Here is a 13,863-nt window from a genome sequence, read left to right on the forward strand (position 1 = left end):
GAAAGGTAATTTCGGACAAGCTGATCATATGAGTCATATCGCCTTCGGCTAGGCGACACTCACGCACGATCGAGTGATGGCGAGAGGTGGTGAGAGAGTTGATGGAGCTTGATCAAACAAGCGTTCTTGCAGGTCATTACGTATTTATCAAGCGTCAAGCCATCCGGCGGACACTGAGTGCGCAAAGAATGACCGGAACGCGATCCTGCTTGGGGGCCGACCATCGCGGACCTGGACATGCCGGTGGCCCGGTGCTGACACGCACCGGGCCACGCGGGTCGGGGTCGCCCCCGCGGATCAGACGGCGAGCGTCCGGCGGGCGCCGGGCCGCAGGTAGACCACCCAGGTCACCAGCACGCAGAGCGCGTAGAACCCGATGAACCCGAGGTACGCCGCGTCCGCGTCCTTGTAGGTCAGGAAGGACTGCCGGAAGGCCAGGTTGACCAGCACCCCGCCGACCGCGCCGACCGCACCGGCGATGCCGATCACCGCGCCCGAGATCCGCCGCGCCTGGTGGTCGTCGCCGGCGTACTTGGCCTTGAAGATCGCCGGGATCATCTTGTACGTCGAGCCGTTGCCCAGCCCGCTGAGCACGAACAGGCTGATGAACCCGGCGATGTAGAGCGGCAGCGACCGTTGCTGCGCCGCGACCAGCACCACCGACGCACCCACCGCCATCGCGATGAAGTTCACGAAGGTGACCCGGGCCCCGCCCAGCCGGTCGGCGAGCGCCCCGCCGACCGGGCGGATCAGCGAGCCGAGCAGCGGGCCGAGGAAGGTCAGGTACGCCGCCTTGATCGGGGTGTTGAACTGGTCGGCGAACTGCACCTGCAGCACCTGGCCGAACGCGAACCCGAACCCGATGAACGAGCCGAACGTGCCGATGTAGAGCAGCGACATCACCCAGGTGTGCGACTCCTTGACCGCGTCCCGCATGCCGCGCTTCTCGTTGCGGGCCTGGGACAGGTTGTCCATCCGCAGCGCCGAGCCGAGGGCGGCCAGCACGATCAGCGGGATGTAGACGCCGGCCACGTACCCGGGGTGCCCGGCGCCGGCCACCGCGAGCACGAACAGGCCGATCAGCTGCACCGCCGCGACGCCGAGGTTGCCGCCGCCGGCGTTGATGCCGAGCGCCCAGCCCTTGAGCCGGTTCGGGTAGAACGCGTTGATGTTCGCCATCGACGAGGCGAAGTTGCCACCGCCCACCCCGGCGGTGGCGGCCAGGATCAGCAGCGTCGTGTAGGACACTCCCGGCTCGATCAGGACCGCGGCCAGGACCGACGGGATCAGCAGCAGCGACGCGCTCACGATGGTCCAGTTGCGGCCGCCGAACCGGGCCACCGCGAACGTGTACGGGATCCGCAGCCCGGCCCCGACCAGGGTCGGCACCGCGGTGAGCAGGAACTTCTGCGCCGGGTCGAAGCCGTACTGCGGTCCGAGGAAGAGCACCATCACCGACCACAGCGACCACACCGAGAAGCCGATGTGCTCGGAGAAGATCGAGAAGATCAGGTTGCGTTTGGCGATCGCCGACCCGCCGTTCGCCCAGAACGCGGGGTCCTCGGGCTTCCAGTCGTCGATCCAATGGCCTTTCAACCGGGCGGCTGCCGGGCGTTCTGCAACAGCGGTCATGTCACTCTCCGAGAAGGATGCGACCGTGGTCTTCCCGCACCGGGTAGACACTGATCGGGGGTTGTCCGGACTTCGAGCACCCGGTGGTGAGATCCCAGGCGTTCAGGTGCAGGGGGCAGACGACGACCCGGTTGTCGATCTGGCCGTCGGCGAGCGGGCCACCCAGGTGCGGGCAGACCGCGGAGACCGCGCGCAGGGAGCCGTCCCGCAGCCGGAAGACCGCGATCATCTCGCCGTCCACGGTGTAGCTGCGCCCCTCACCGAGGGGAATGTCGTCGACGGGACCGAGGACGTTCATCCGCGCACCGGGACCTGGGGCAGCACGGTCAGCGGCAGCGAGGTGCGGAACTGGCCCGGTGTCGCCGGGTCACTGCGTTCCTTCCACGGATCCCGGTACGCCTGCACGGCCTGCTGGACCGCGGCGTCCAGGGCCAGGGCGATGCCGTCCGCGTCGTCCACCACGATCTCCCGGATCCGGTCGACGCCGATCCGCGGCACGAACGAGTACGTCCGCTCCAGCCAGTTGGCGTTCTCCCGGTAGTACTGCAGGAACCGGCCGGTCAGTGTGATCACCTCGTCGGCCGACGAGACCGTGGTGAGCAGGTCGCCCTTGCGGATGTGCGCGCCGGCCGCGCCGCCGACGTAGATCTCCCACTTGCCGCCGTCGATGGCGACGACACCCACGTCCTTGACGTACGACTCGGCGCAGTTGCGCGGGCACCCGGAGACCGCGAGCTTCATCTTGCCGGGGCCCTCGAGCCCCTGGTACCGCTCCTCGAGCGCGATGCCCAGCGCGGTGGAGTCACCCACCCCGAACCGGCAGAAGTCCGAGCCGACACAGGTCTTCACGGTGCGGAAGCTCTTCGCGTAGGCGTACCCGGACGGCATGTCCAGGTCGGCCCACATCGCCGGGAGCTTCTCCTTCGGCACCCCGAGCAGGTCGATCCGCTGGCCGCCGGTGAGCTTGACCATCGGCACGTCGTACTTCTCGGCCACCTCGGCGATCTTGCGGAGCTGGCCCGGGGTGGTGACGCCGCCCTTCATCTGCGGCACCACCGAGAACGTGCCGTCGCGCTGGATGTTCGCGTGCACCCGGTCGTTGATGAACCGGGCGTCGCGCTCGTCGACGTACTCGTCGGCCCACATCATCTTGAGCAACGACGCGAGGCCCATCTTGCTCTTCGCGTCGTGGGTGCCGCCCGGGACGAGCTTCTCGAACACCGAGGAGACGCTGGTCAGCCGGTACTTGCGAATCGCGATCATCAGCTCGGGCTTGGGCATCGGCACGCCGGGGACGTACCACGACGCGGCCGGGTCCTCCTCGGCCTCGCCGCCGTTCGCCCACTCGACGATCCGCTGCACCAGCGGCTTGCAGGTGCCGCAGCCCTTGCCGGCCCGGGTCGCGTCCATGACACCGCTGACCGTCTTGCAGCCGCCGGTCACGACGCCGCAGATGGCGCCCTTGCTGACCCCGTTGCAGTTGCAGACCTGGACGTCGTCCGGCATGTCCGCGGGCGACTCCTCGACCGCACCACCGATGTCGAAGATCAGCTCGGCGCGCTCGTCGGGCAGCGGCAGGCCCCGGTCGAACGCCTGGATCAGCGCCGCGGCCTTCCGGTTGTCACCGACCAGGGTCGCGCCGACCAGCACGTTGTCCCGGATGATCAGTTGCTTGTAGATGCCCTTGCGGGGCTCGTTGTAGACGATCACCTCGTCCTCGTCGGTCTCCGGCTCGCGCAGACCCATCGAGGCGACGTCGATGCCGGCCACCTTGAGCTTCGTCGAGACCCGGGAGCCCTCGTAGGCCACGCCGGTCGTGCCGGTGATGTGGTCGGCGAGCACCTTGGCCTGGTCCCAGAGCGGGGCGACCAGGCCGTACAGGTCGCCGCGGTGCTGGGCGCACTCCCCGACCGCGTAGACGTCCTCGTGCCCGGCCACCCGCATCTGGTCGTCGACCACGATGCCGCGTTCGACGGACAGTCCGCTGTCGGCGGCCATCGCCGTGTTCGGCCGGATGCCGGCCGCGACCACCACGACGTCACACTCGATGACCGTGCCGTCGCCCAGCTTCACCCCGGTGACCCGGTCCTTGCCGAGGATCTCGCTGGTCATCGCGTTGACGATCACGTCGATGCCGAGCTTGTTCTCGACGCTGCCCTTCAACATCTCACCGGCGCGCTCGTCGAGCTGGGTGTTCATCAGGTGGCCCATGGCGTGCAGCAGGGTCACGTGGCTGACGTGGCTCTGCAGGCCGCGGGCCGCCTCCAGGCCGAGCAGGCCGCCGCCGATCACCACCGCGCGTTCGTGGTCGCGGGCGTACCGGATCATGCCGCGCGTGTCGTCGAGCGTCCGGAAGGCGAAGACACCCTGGTGGTAGCCCCGGCCCGGCCGGTGGATGCCCTTGATCGGCGGGACCCAGGCGTGACTGCCGGTCGCGATGATCAGCTTGTCGTAGCGGGTGCCGTTGCCCTCGGCGTCGTAGACGGTCCGCGCCGAGGCGTCGATCCGCTCGATCCGGGTGCCGGTGTTCAGCGTGATGCCGTTCTCCCGGTACCAGGCCAGGTCGTTGAGGAAGATCCCGTCCTCGGTCTCCACCCCGGCCAGCAGGTTGGAGAGCATGATCCGGTTGTAGTTGCCGTACGGCTCGTCACCGAACATCGTCACGGCGTAGTCCCCGTTGCGGGCGAGGATCTCCTCGACCGTGCGGGCTCCCGCCATGCCGTTCCCGATCACGACAAGTTTCTGAGTCACTGCGCTCGGTCCCTCCTGTGTTGAGAGGAACCTTGCCGGGCTGCCGTTTCCCGATCCGACCACTTACCGTGACACTGCTGTTCGCAAATCCCTACAACCGGCTACCGGCCGTTGTGAGGCGCATGGCGTCGAATCGTTGCAGCACCAGGTCCGCGACCGCGGGGTCGTGGCACAGCGGCGGCGTCACCGAGTCCGCGCCGGCATCGCCCAGTGAGCGGTAGAACAGGCCGTCGGCCAGCAGATACGCCGCGATCGCGATCCGCTCGGCACCCTCCGCCCGCAGCTGGGCGACGACGTCCGGGACGCGCGGCCCGCTGCCCGAGACGTAGGCGACGCGGGCCGGACCGGGCAGTTGGGCGGCGACACCCTCCACATCGGCCCGCCACGCCGCGTCCGAGGAACCGGCGGCGGCCAGCACGACCGCGTCGGCGGCGGGCAGGTTCCGGGTCAGGCTCGCCAGCAGGACCGGGTCCGGGCCGAGCGGCGCGGTCACCGGGATGCCGGTGCCCGCGACGGCCGCGGCGATGTCCACCCGGACGTGATAACCGCAGGAGAGCAGCAGCGGAACGACGACGGCGTCCGGCGTGGCCGGGACGATCGCGGCGACCTTGGGCTCCTGCACGTCGACGTAGCACAGGCGGACGTCGAGGCCCGGCCGGCGACGGGCCACCGCGGCGGCGAGTTCCTGCAGCTGGCGGCGCCCGTTCGCGGAACGGGTGCCGTGCGCGACAGCGATCAAGGTGGTCACGGGGTCTCCTCACGGAAGATCAAGATCAAAAGATTTTTGTCGTGCGTCCGCCGGGGTCCGGATCGTCGCTCCCGCCGGGACCCCGGCGGGCTTCGCAGGCCGCTGGCGCGTCCCGAACGCGAAACCCTCCGGGGCGACGTCCGCGGGTGGTTGCGGAAAAACCCCTGGCAGCGCCGTCGCCGATGACGGTCACCACATCCACAGTCAGCCGCTGTACACAGCCCCCCAAACCCCCAAACCCCTCCCCCGCCACACTGTCCAAGGGGGAGCCCCCAGGGAGGGCGGGCTCTGCGTGATCGGGTTCACGAGGCTGCGGCACCGCACCCGGGCGGCACGGTCACCATGACGCTCGAATGGGCAGCGGCCGTTCGTCTCGGCCCGAGCAAGGACGGTGCGAATCCGCGATCCCCGTTCGCGGACGCCCGCCGCCCCCAGGTGGGCGACAGCAGTCCGCACAACGCGATCGCGTCCCGCCACCGCCCCCCGAAACGGCCGGCCTCGCGATCAAGCCGCCTCGTCCACCCGCAACCGATACCCGCGCTTGATCACCGTCTCGATGTGCTTCCCGGACCCGAGCGCCGCCCGCAGCCGCGCCACCGCCACGTCCACCGCGTGCCCGTCGTTCCCGCGCGGCAACGCCGCCGCAAGCTGCTCCTTGGACACCACCGCCCCCGGCCGCCGGGCCAGCGACACCAGGATCGCCATCGCCGCCGGCGCAAGCCCGTGCGTCACCCCGTCTATCAGTACGGCGTGACCCCGCACCTCCAGCGTCGTCCCCGCCACCTGCAGTCGCAGCGCCCGCAGCGGCAGCTCATCGGTGACCGTCTTGATCAGCGCCCCGAGCCGGTACCGTTCCGGCATCACCACCGGCACGTCCCGGGCCACGAGCGGCGCCGCGGTCACCGGCCCCACGACGGCGGCGAGCGTGCCACTCTGGAACGCGGTGACGACGTCCGCCCCGGTCTCCCCGGCCATCTGCAGGAACGCCTTGACCGCGGGCGCGCTGGTGAACGTCACCGCGTCGATCTGCCCGGCCGCGACCTGCTCGGTCAGCCGCCGGATCGGGGCGGTGTCGGGCGGCAGCGCCCACCGGTACACCGGCACCTCGACCACCGCGGCGCCGGCCGAGCGCAGCGCCTCGACGAACTCGACCTGCGGCTCGCCGTGCTCCTGCACCACGATCCGCCGGCCGGTCACGCCGTCGTGCAGCAGCCGTTCCAGCACCTCCTCGGAGCCTTCGGTCTTGGCCGCCCAGTCCTCGGAGAGCCCGGCCGCCCGGATCGCCCCGCACGGCTTCGGCCCTCGCGCGATGATCTTCGCGTTGTTCAGCGAGGCCCGCAGCGTGTCGCCCAGCCCCCAGCCCTCGGCCGCCTCCAGCCAGCCGCGGAACCCGAACCCGGTCGTCGCCACCACGATGTGCGGTTCCAGCCCGATGCAGGCCTCGGTGGACGCCCGCAACGCGTCGTCGTCGATCAGCGGCACGATGGTGATCGCCGGAGCGCTGACCACCCGCGCGCCGCGCCGTTCCAGCAGTGCGGTCATCTCACTGCGGCGTCGCTCCGCGGTGACCGCCACGGTGAACCCGGCCAGTGCGCCCTCGGTCATCCGGTCTCCGTCCTGTGCCGTGCCGCTGTTTCCGCTGCAAGAGTCCTAAGACCTGGTTTCCGAAACGGTAGGCGAATGTTTCCGTCCCGATAACGGCAGGTCACTTCCCAGGTGAACCCGGTTGTGAGCCGGTGATCTTCCCCTGTTCCGCCGCTCAGTCTCCCCCGTCACCCTCACCCCCTGCCTTCGCTTACGACCGATCCCCCTCCAGGCCATCACCCCCATCGGGTACGCCGGGAAAGCCCCGATCCGCCCCGGCGCCCACACCAGCCGGCCCGCACCCCGGCACCTGCCGAGCCCCGCGCTCGCCGGACAACCCGGCGTGCGCCCACACATCGCGAAACGGCCGTCAGCACCAGCCGGGCAACTCGGCTGGTGCTGACGGCCGTAAAAACGGTCGGATGACGACCGTGGGAGCCAGCCGCGGCGGCACCACGCCCAGGCGGTCCGGCTGGTCCTGAGGGGTGCCTCTGCCGTGCGGAGACACCCCTCAGGACCAGCCGGCGCTTCCACCGCTACCGAAAGTCGTCGGGCCCCTCGAAGAGCGACCCGGTCACCCCGAGGATGTCCCGCACCTCGCTGATCAGGTGGTACGCCGCGATCCGCCCGTCGAGCAGGCCGATCCGGTAGTCCGCACCCACCTCGGTGTCCGCGGCGATCTGCTCGTCGCGGCATCCGGCAGCCCCGTCCAAGCGTCCGGAGTTGTAGGCCACCAGCGCGTCATCCATCGATCCTGCTTCCCCCTACGGCGTACGTCGGGCGTCAATCTCGCACGCCCCCGGCACCGCGCCCACCGCCCCTTCGGTCGCCGTCCGCCACCCCTCGGGCGGTCCCGGCCACCCGCCGGTCACCCGCAAGCGGCAACCGAGCTGAAACCGTCCCGCACCCGGGCGACACCCGTCACGTCCGGCGTTCGACCCCGCCGCCCCGGTGATCGACCGGATACTCAGCGCATGGCCGAGGAGAGACGGCCGCGAAAAGGACCGACGGAGGCAGCGTGGCGGAGGACATCGACGGCGTCCGGCAGGCGCTCGCCGGCACCATGCTCGCGAACCTGCCCCTCGCCCCGGCCGGCGGCGACGCCCTGGTGATCAGCGGGCTGAACCCGGCGGACGTCCTGACCGCCTGGCGGGCGGCACGGCAGCTGATGCCGGCCACCGGCCGCCGCCCGGTCTTCATCTCCGGCGAGTCGGCCCTGATGGACGGCTATGACGAGGACGAGGAGGACGGCGAGGACGACGTCGCCACCGCGGTCCATCTGATGGACGACAACGCCCGCACCCTGAACCCCTGGACCTCCCTCGACCCGTTGCGGTGGGACCTGCCCGACGACGATCCCGAGTTCACCGTCGGGGACTTCAGCGGCGTGGATCTGCTGGCCGAGGTCCGCCGGCACGTCACCGGCCCGACCGTGCGCACCATCAATCGGTACGTCTACGACCGGGTCCGCACCGACCCGGCCCTGCTCGCCCAGCTCGACCCCCGCGCCGATCAGCTCACCGGCACCGCCACCTGGTACCAACCCGACGACGTGCACCTCCTGCTCCTGCCCACGACCGAGGCGCACCTGGTGGCGGCGTGGATCAGCTACCACCAGACGCTGGGCGAGGAGCAGGTGCTCGCGGCCGTGCTCCGGCAGTGGCACGAGTCCTGGCAGGCCGAGGTGGTCGCCTGCTGGGAGACCATGCTGCAGTTCACCGTCGGCCGGCCCCCGGCCTCCCCCGACGACGCCTGGGAGCTGGCGCTGCAGATCGCCGCGCTCGCCAGCCACCTCGAGATGAACCCGTGGGAGATCGCGCTGGCGGTCAGCCACGGCACCGCATGGTTCCTGCACAGCCGCCCGTGAAAGCCCAGCCGCCCGTGAAAAGCCAGCCGCCCGTGAAAGCACCACCGCCCGTAAGAGGATCACCGAGGTAGCAGCCCGGACGCCTTCCACAGCGCCTTCGCCGCACCCCCGCCGATCAGGTCGAGCTCACTCAGATACCCCACGATCCGCTCCCCCGCCCACCGCATCGTCTCCCGGTAGTGCGGGTTGGCCCGAGCCGCCGCCAGCCCGTCCCGAGGCCTGATCCCGACCGCCTGGTACACCCGCGGATCGATCAGCCGCGTACCCGTCAGATAGGCCGCCCGGGCGATCACCAGCCGGTCGAAGGCGAGCCGGGACTTCCCGGCCAGCCGGATCTGCCGGGCCAGCTCCTCCCGGGCGAACCGGACGTGCCGCGCCTCCTCGACCACGTGGATCCGCGAGACCATCCGGACCAGCGGCTGCACGGTCTCGTCGGCCATCGCCTCGCGCTGCAGGGTGTCCAGGATCTCCTCGGCGATCAGGATGGCGGCGAACATCCGCGGGCCGGTGGCGGTGTGCGCGATCCAGGTGCCGAGGTACTGGTTGATCCCCTCGGGCCGGTACACCGGGGTGTCCAGCCGGGCGATCATCTTGCCGAACATCACCGAGTGGCGGCACTCGTCGCCGATCTCGGTGAGCGCGTACTGGGCGTGCGCGGCGGTCGGGTCGTCCTTGAAGTAGCCGCGGATCAGCAGCTGCATCAGGATCGTCTCGAACCACACGCCGAGCCCGGCGATGCTGGCCGCCTCGTGCTTGGTCAACTCGATGCGCTGATCGAGGGTCATCCGGTCCCAGAGCGCGGTGCCGTAGAGGCTGGAGCGGTGCGCCGGGACGAAGTACTTGCCCTCCACGAACGGCGCGTCCCAGTCGATCTCGACGGCCGGGTCGTAGGAGTGCTCGGCCGAGGAACGCAGCAGCCGGGTGGCGGTACGGTCCCGATCAGGCGGGGTCACTGTCGTCATCGCGCCCTCCAAAAGCTTGACGTTACCGGCCAAGGCTTGACGTTACCGGCGGTAACAGTTACTACTCGTACTATGAACTCGGTCACCCCACCCGTCAATACCGACGGCCGCCGCGGCCGTTGGGAAGGTCACCGCGAGCAGCGCCGCGCGGAGCTCACCGCCGCGGCCATCGACGCCATCCGGCAGCACGGGCCGGAGGTGGGCATGGAGGCGATCGCGGCGCACGCCGGCGTCAGCAAGCCGGTGCTGTACCGCTACTTCGCCGACAAGTCCGAACTGTGGCTGGCGGTCGGGCGGGAGGCCGGTGCGATGGTGCTGTCCGCGATGATCCCGGCCGTCGCGGACGTCCGGGAGGAGCGGGCCGCGATCGGCGCCGCCATCGACGTCTACCTGGCGCACATCGAGAACGACCTGAACCTGTACCGGTTCGTGGTCCACCAGCCGGACATCGCCCGGGGCCGGGACGTGGTCGCCGACGTGATGGACACCGTGGCCAGCGGCCTGGCCCGGATCTTCGGTGACCGGCTGCGGGCCCGCGGCCTGGACTCCGGCGCGTCGCTGCCCTGGGCGTACGGGGTGGTCGGCTACGTCCAGTCGGTCGGCGACTGGTGGCTCCGGCAGCAGCAGCCGATCAGCCGCGAGGCGCTCGGCGAGTACCTGACGACGTTCCTCTGGACCGGCGTCGCCGGCATCAACCGCGCGGCCGACACCCCGGGTGGCCTGGCGGCTCAAGCAGAAGGGTGGTCCACGACGTGACCGACGAGGAGGAATATCGCGGCCCGGCCACGCTGACCCTCGACGACGGCCCGATCGCGGTCGAGGTGCGGATGTCCGCGCGCTTCGAGCCGATCGAGGGCCGGTTCCGCTGGGCCGGGCGCACCAATCCGGTCGACGACCTGCGCGAACGGGTCAGCGCCGGTCTGCGCACGGCCACCATCACGATCCCCGGCGCCCCGGACACGTCGGTGAAGCTGAGCGAGCCCGACCCGTGGGGCGGCGTCCGGATCAGCGGCGCCGGCACTCCGCCCTGGTTTCCGGCAGCGGCCGGGGGCGACGCATGACCCACTTCGACGTGGTGATCATCGGGGCCGGGCTCTCCGGCATCGGCGCCGCCTGGCGACTGCAGCGGCAGCGCCCGCACGACACGTACACGATCCTCGAGGCCCGCGACGCGATCGGCGGCACCTGGGACCTGTTCCGCTACCCCGGCGTGAGATCCGATTCGGACATGTACACACTCAGCTACCCGTTCCGGCCGTGGCGCGAGCCGGAGTCCCTGGCGTCCGGCGAGAAGATCCGCACGTACATCGAGGACACCGCCGCGGAGGCCGGCATCACCCGGCACATCCGGTTCGGCAGCCGGGTCACGACCGCGGACTGGTCGTCGGCGCAGGCTCGCTGGACGCTGCGGACCGCGCGGGGCGAGACCGTCACGGCGACTTTCCTGTACGCGTGTGCCGGCTATTACAGCTACGCCGAGGGCTATCTCCCGGACTTCCCGGGACTCGGCGAGTTCCAGGGCCGGCTCGTGCACCCGCAAGCGTGGCCGTCCGATCTCGATCACTCCGGCAAGCGTGTCGTGATCATCGGCAGTGGCGCCACCGCGGTCACCCTGGTCCCCGAGATGGCGAAGGACGCGCAGCACGTGACGATGCTGCAACGCTCACCGTCGTACGTCATCCCGTTGGGTAATCGTGACGTGCTCGCGGACCTGGCCCGGCGCATCCTGCCGCCGAAGGCGGCGAATCGGGTCGCCCGCGCCAAGAACATCCTGGTCACGCAGCTCTTCTACCAGCTGGCCCGGAAGCGCCCGAAACAGGTCCGCTGGATCCTGCAGGGCCTGGCCGGGCGCTCCCTGCGCAACCCGGGGTATGTCCAGGAGCACTTCAAGCCCCGCTACGACCCGTGGGACCAGCGGCTCTGCGTGGTACCCGACGGCGACCTGTTCCGTGCCATCACGTCCGGCCGCGCGTCGGTGGTGACCGATCACGTCGACACCTTCGTGCCGGAGGGGATCCGGCTGCGGTCCGGGAAGGTGCTCGAGGCGGACGTGGTGGTCTCGGCCACCGGCCTGACCCTGCTGCCGATCGGCGGCGTCGAGATCGGCGTCGACGGCGTGCCGGTGAAGCTCGGCGAGCAGGCGGCCTACCGCGGCCTGATGCTCTCCGGGGTGCCGAACCTGGCCTACTGCATCGGCTACGTCAACGCCTCCTGGACGCTGCGCGCCGACCTGTCGCACCGCTACGTCCTCAAGCTCCTCGACCACATGGCCAAGAACGGTCACTCGGTCGCCACCCCGACCCGCCCCACCGGCACCGGCGCCCCGCTGCTCGACCTCTCCTCCGGCTACGTCCAGCGCGCCCTGGACAAGTTCCCCCGGCAGGGCGACCGCGACCCGTGGCTGGTCCGGCAGAACTACCTGCGGGACGTGGTCGCCACCCCGCGTGCCGACGTCACCCAGGACATGACCTTCACCCCGCGCACCGCTCCCGTCCTCCCTTCCACAGAGGTGGTCTGATGCCCCGACTCGATCCCTACCGGTTCGCTGGTCGCACCGCGGTCCTCACCGGCGCGGCCAGCGGCATCGGCGAGCAGCTCGCCTACGGCCTGGCACACCGCGGCAGCGACCTGATCCTGGTCGATGTCGACGTCGCCCGGCTCACCCCGGTCGCCGACCGGATCCGCGGCGCGCACCCCGGCCGCAACGTCCAGCAGATCGTCGCCGACCTCGCCGACCGGTCCGCCGTCGAGGGCGTCGCCACCCAGGTCCTCGCCGAGCACCCGGCGATCGGCCTGCTGGTCAACAACGCCGGCATCGCGCTCGGCGGCCGGTTCGACCAGGTGAGCGTCGAGCAGTTCGAGAAGGTCATGGACGTGAACTTCCGGGCACCGATGCTGCTCACCCACGCGCTGCTCCCGGCGCTGACCGCGAGCCCGGGCAGCCACCTGGTCAACGTGTCGAGCCTGTTCGGACTGATCGCCCCGCCCGGGCAGAGCGCGTACAGCGCCAGCAAGTTCGCCCTGCGCGGGCTGAGCGAGGCACTGCGCAGCGAGCTGCTCGAGAACGGGATCGGGGTGACCACCGTGCACCCGGGCGGGATCCGCACCCGGATCGCGGAGAGCGCGCTGGTCGGGACGAACGTGCCGGAGTCCGACGTGGAGCCGAACCGCAAGCTCTTCGCCGCGCTGCTCAGCTTCCCGCCGGAGAAGGCCGCCGAGCTGATCCTGCGCGCCGTGCGGAAACGCCAGGCCCGCCTGCTGATCGCGATCAACGCGAAGGCCCCCGACCTGCTGCAACGACTCATGCCGGTCGGCTCCGCCGCGATCATCCGGGCACTGACCGCCGCTTCGGTCAAGACCGCGGGCCGCGCCGGGGTGGGTGCCGGGCGATGAAAACCTTGCTTGTACGGGGTGCCGGCATCCGTGTCCACGAGACCGGCGACCCGGCCGCCCCGCCGGTGGTCCTGCTGCACGGGATCGGCCGCAGCCTGGAGGACTGGGCGCCGCAGCACTCCCGCTTCGACACCGACTACCGGGTGATCAGCATCGACATGCCCGGTTTCGGGCTGTCCCAGCGGATGCCCGCGCCCACCTCGCTGGCGGTGCTGGCCGACGGGGTGTCGGCGACGCTGGACGCGCTCGGCGAGACCCGCCCGGCACACCTGATGGGCAACTCGCTGGGCGGCGCGGTCGCGATGACCATGCTGGCCGGCACACCCGAGCGGGTGGCCACGCTGACCCTGGTGAACAGCGCCGGGTTCGGCAAGGAGGTGACCTGGACACTGCGCCTGCTGGCCGTGCCCGGCCTGGGCCGGCAGATGCTCCGGCGCATCGACGCGCGCACCGCGCCCCGGGTCGAGCGCACCCTGTTCCGGGACCGCGCCCTGGTCACCCCGGAACGTGTCGCGATGGCCATCAGGATCGCCCAGCAGCCGGACTTCGCCCCGGTCTACCTGGAGATCGCCAAGGAGCTCGGCGGGTTCCGCGGCATCGCACCGGGCTGGCGCACCGCGCTGCTCGCCTCGCTGGCCGCGTCGACGACACCCACCATGCTGATCTGGGGCGACCGCGACATGATCCTGCCGAGCACCCACCTGGCCGCCGCCCGGGCCGCGTTCCCGCACGCCCGCGCGCACCTGTTCCCGAACACCGGCCACATGCCGCAGCTCGAACAGCCCGACGAGTTCGCCGGCCTGCTCCGTCCGATGCTCGCCGAGGTGGCCGTCTGAACCCGGGTCCGGGCGGCGGCGCAGAGGGACGCCGCCCGGACCCGTCCCTCCGGAGTGGACTTCGCTTTTTGTCCCTCGTTTGTGGACTTG

At 70.7% G+C, this 13,863-nt stretch carries 13 protein-coding genes; 6 read left to right on the top strand and 7 right to left on the bottom strand.

Going from position 1 to position 13,863, the window contains the following annotated elements; translation table 11 throughout:
* Window positions 1-297 precede the first annotated feature (297 nt).
* From Apa02nite_RS40005 to Apa02nite_RS40030, 6 genes are all read right to left on the bottom strand, one after another.
* Entirely contained in the window at window positions 298-1,632 is a 1,335-nt protein-coding gene (locus Apa02nite_RS40005; protein WP_203829706.1) for an MFS transporter, read from the bottom strand.
* Window position 1,633: 1 nt separating this feature from the next.
* Window positions 1,634-1,930, bottom strand: coding sequence for a Rieske (2Fe-2S) protein (locus tag Apa02nite_RS40010; protein ID WP_203829707.1), 297 nt, complete (start codon window positions 1,928-1,930; stop codon window positions 1,634-1,636).
* A complete protein-coding gene (gene nirB / locus Apa02nite_RS40015; protein ID WP_203829708.1) occupies window positions 1,927-4,383 on the bottom strand; it encodes a nitrite reductase large subunit NirB in 2,457 nt (818 codons plus the stop codon). The genes Apa02nite_RS40010 and nirB overlap by 4 nt, the downstream gene beginning before the upstream one ends.
* Before the next feature lie 91 nt (window positions 4,384-4,474).
* Window positions 4,475-5,131, bottom strand: a complete 657-nt coding sequence (locus Apa02nite_RS40020; RefSeq protein WP_203829709.1) for a sirohydrochlorin chelatase — start codon at window positions 5,129-5,131, stop codon at window positions 4,475-4,477.
* A gap of 504 nt (window positions 5,132-5,635) precedes the next feature.
* A complete protein-coding gene (locus Apa02nite_RS40025) occupies window positions 5,636-6,736 on the bottom strand; it encodes a uroporphyrinogen-III synthase (RefSeq protein ID WP_203829710.1) in 1,101 nt (366 codons plus the stop codon).
* Between the two features lie 515 nt (window positions 6,737-7,251).
* Window positions 7,252-7,464: a hypothetical protein gene (locus Apa02nite_RS40030; RefSeq protein WP_203829711.1), complete on the bottom strand. Its 213-nt coding sequence runs from the start codon at window positions 7,462-7,464 to the stop codon at window positions 7,252-7,254.
* Window positions 7,465-7,733: 269 nt separating this feature from the next.
* On the opposite strand from Apa02nite_RS40030, the gene Apa02nite_RS40035 reads away from it, so the two are divergent.
* Complete coding sequence (locus Apa02nite_RS40035) at window positions 7,734-8,582, top strand: DUF4253 domain-containing protein (RefSeq protein ID WP_203829712.1); 849 nt, start codon at window positions 7,734-7,736, stop codon at window positions 8,580-8,582.
* A 59-nt stretch (window positions 8,583-8,641) separates the two neighbouring features.
* On the opposite strand, the gene Apa02nite_RS40040 is transcribed toward Apa02nite_RS40035, so the two are convergent.
* Entirely contained in the window at window positions 8,642-9,544 is a 903-nt protein-coding gene (locus Apa02nite_RS40040; RefSeq protein WP_203829713.1) for an AurF N-oxygenase family protein, read from the bottom strand.
* 72 nt (window positions 9,545-9,616) lie between these two features.
* On the opposite strand from Apa02nite_RS40040, the gene Apa02nite_RS40045 reads away from it, so the two are divergent.
* The 5 genes from Apa02nite_RS40045 to Apa02nite_RS40065 are packed head-to-tail and all read left to right on the top strand — an operon-like array spanning window position 9,617 to window position 13,773.
* Window positions 9,617-10,300, top strand: coding sequence for a TetR/AcrR family transcriptional regulator (locus Apa02nite_RS40045; protein WP_067707858.1), 684 nt, complete (start codon window positions 9,617-9,619; stop codon window positions 10,298-10,300).
* The gene (locus Apa02nite_RS40050) at window positions 10,297-10,605 is read left to right on the top strand and encodes a DUF4873 domain-containing protein (RefSeq protein ID WP_203829714.1); all 309 of its coding nucleotides are present in this window, start codon (window positions 10,297-10,299) and stop codon (window positions 10,603-10,605) included. The genes Apa02nite_RS40045 and Apa02nite_RS40050 overlap by 4 nt, the downstream gene beginning before the upstream one ends.
* The gene (locus Apa02nite_RS40055) at window positions 10,602-12,062 is read left to right on the top strand and encodes a flavin-containing monooxygenase (RefSeq protein ID WP_203829715.1); all 1,461 of its coding nucleotides are present in this window, start codon (window positions 10,602-10,604) and stop codon (window positions 12,060-12,062) included. The genes Apa02nite_RS40050 and Apa02nite_RS40055 overlap by 4 nt, the downstream gene beginning before the upstream one ends.
* Complete coding sequence (locus Apa02nite_RS40060) at window positions 12,062-12,937, top strand: SDR family NAD(P)-dependent oxidoreductase (RefSeq protein WP_203829716.1); 876 nt, start codon at window positions 12,062-12,064, stop codon at window positions 12,935-12,937. The genes Apa02nite_RS40055 and Apa02nite_RS40060 overlap by 1 nt, the downstream gene beginning before the upstream one ends.
* Window positions 12,934-13,773: an alpha/beta fold hydrolase gene (locus Apa02nite_RS40065; protein ID WP_203829717.1), complete on the top strand. Its 840-nt coding sequence runs from the start codon at window positions 12,934-12,936 to the stop codon at window positions 13,771-13,773. The genes Apa02nite_RS40060 and Apa02nite_RS40065 overlap by 4 nt, the downstream gene beginning before the upstream one ends.
* Window positions 13,774-13,863 lie beyond the last annotated feature (90 nt).

The sequence above is a fragment of the Actinoplanes palleronii genome, from assembly GCF_016862315.1.
GTDB classification, from domain to species: domain Bacteria; phylum Actinomycetota; class Actinomycetes; order Mycobacteriales; family Micromonosporaceae; genus Actinoplanes; species Actinoplanes palleronii.

What these genes read in the sequence shown, in the direction of transcription:
- Apa02nite_RS40045 (WP_067707858.1), top strand. Translation starts at nt 9,617, where the DNA reads ATGAACTCGGTCACCCCACCCGTCAATACCGACGGCCGCCGCGGCCGT.
- Apa02nite_RS40065 (WP_203829717.1), top strand. Translation starts at nt 12,934, where the DNA reads ATGAAAACCTTGCTTGTACGGGGTGCCGGCATCCGTGTCCACGAGACC.
- Apa02nite_RS40005 (WP_203829706.1), bottom strand. Translation starts at nt 1,632, where the DNA reads ATGACCGCTGTTGCAGAACGCCCGGCAGCCGCCCGGTTGAAAGGCCAT.
- Apa02nite_RS40025 (WP_203829710.1), bottom strand. Translation starts at nt 6,736, where the DNA reads ATGACCGAGGGCGCACTGGCCGGGTTCACCGTGGCGGTCACCGCGGAG.
- Apa02nite_RS40040 (WP_203829713.1), bottom strand. Translation starts at nt 9,544, where the DNA reads ATGACGACAGTGACCCCGCCTGATCGGGACCGTACCGCCACCCGGCTG.
- Apa02nite_RS40010 (WP_203829707.1), bottom strand. Translation starts at nt 1,930, where the DNA reads ATGAACGTCCTCGGTCCCGTCGACGACATTCCCCTCGGTGAGGGGCGC.
- Apa02nite_RS40060 (WP_203829716.1), top strand. Translation starts at nt 12,062, where the DNA reads ATGCCCCGACTCGATCCCTACCGGTTCGCTGGTCGCACCGCGGTCCTC.
- Apa02nite_RS40030 (WP_203829711.1), bottom strand. Translation starts at nt 7,464, where the DNA reads ATGGATGACGCGCTGGTGGCCTACAACTCCGGACGCTTGGACGGGGCT.
- Apa02nite_RS40055 (WP_203829715.1), top strand. Translation starts at nt 10,602, where the DNA reads ATGACCCACTTCGACGTGGTGATCATCGGGGCCGGGCTCTCCGGCATC.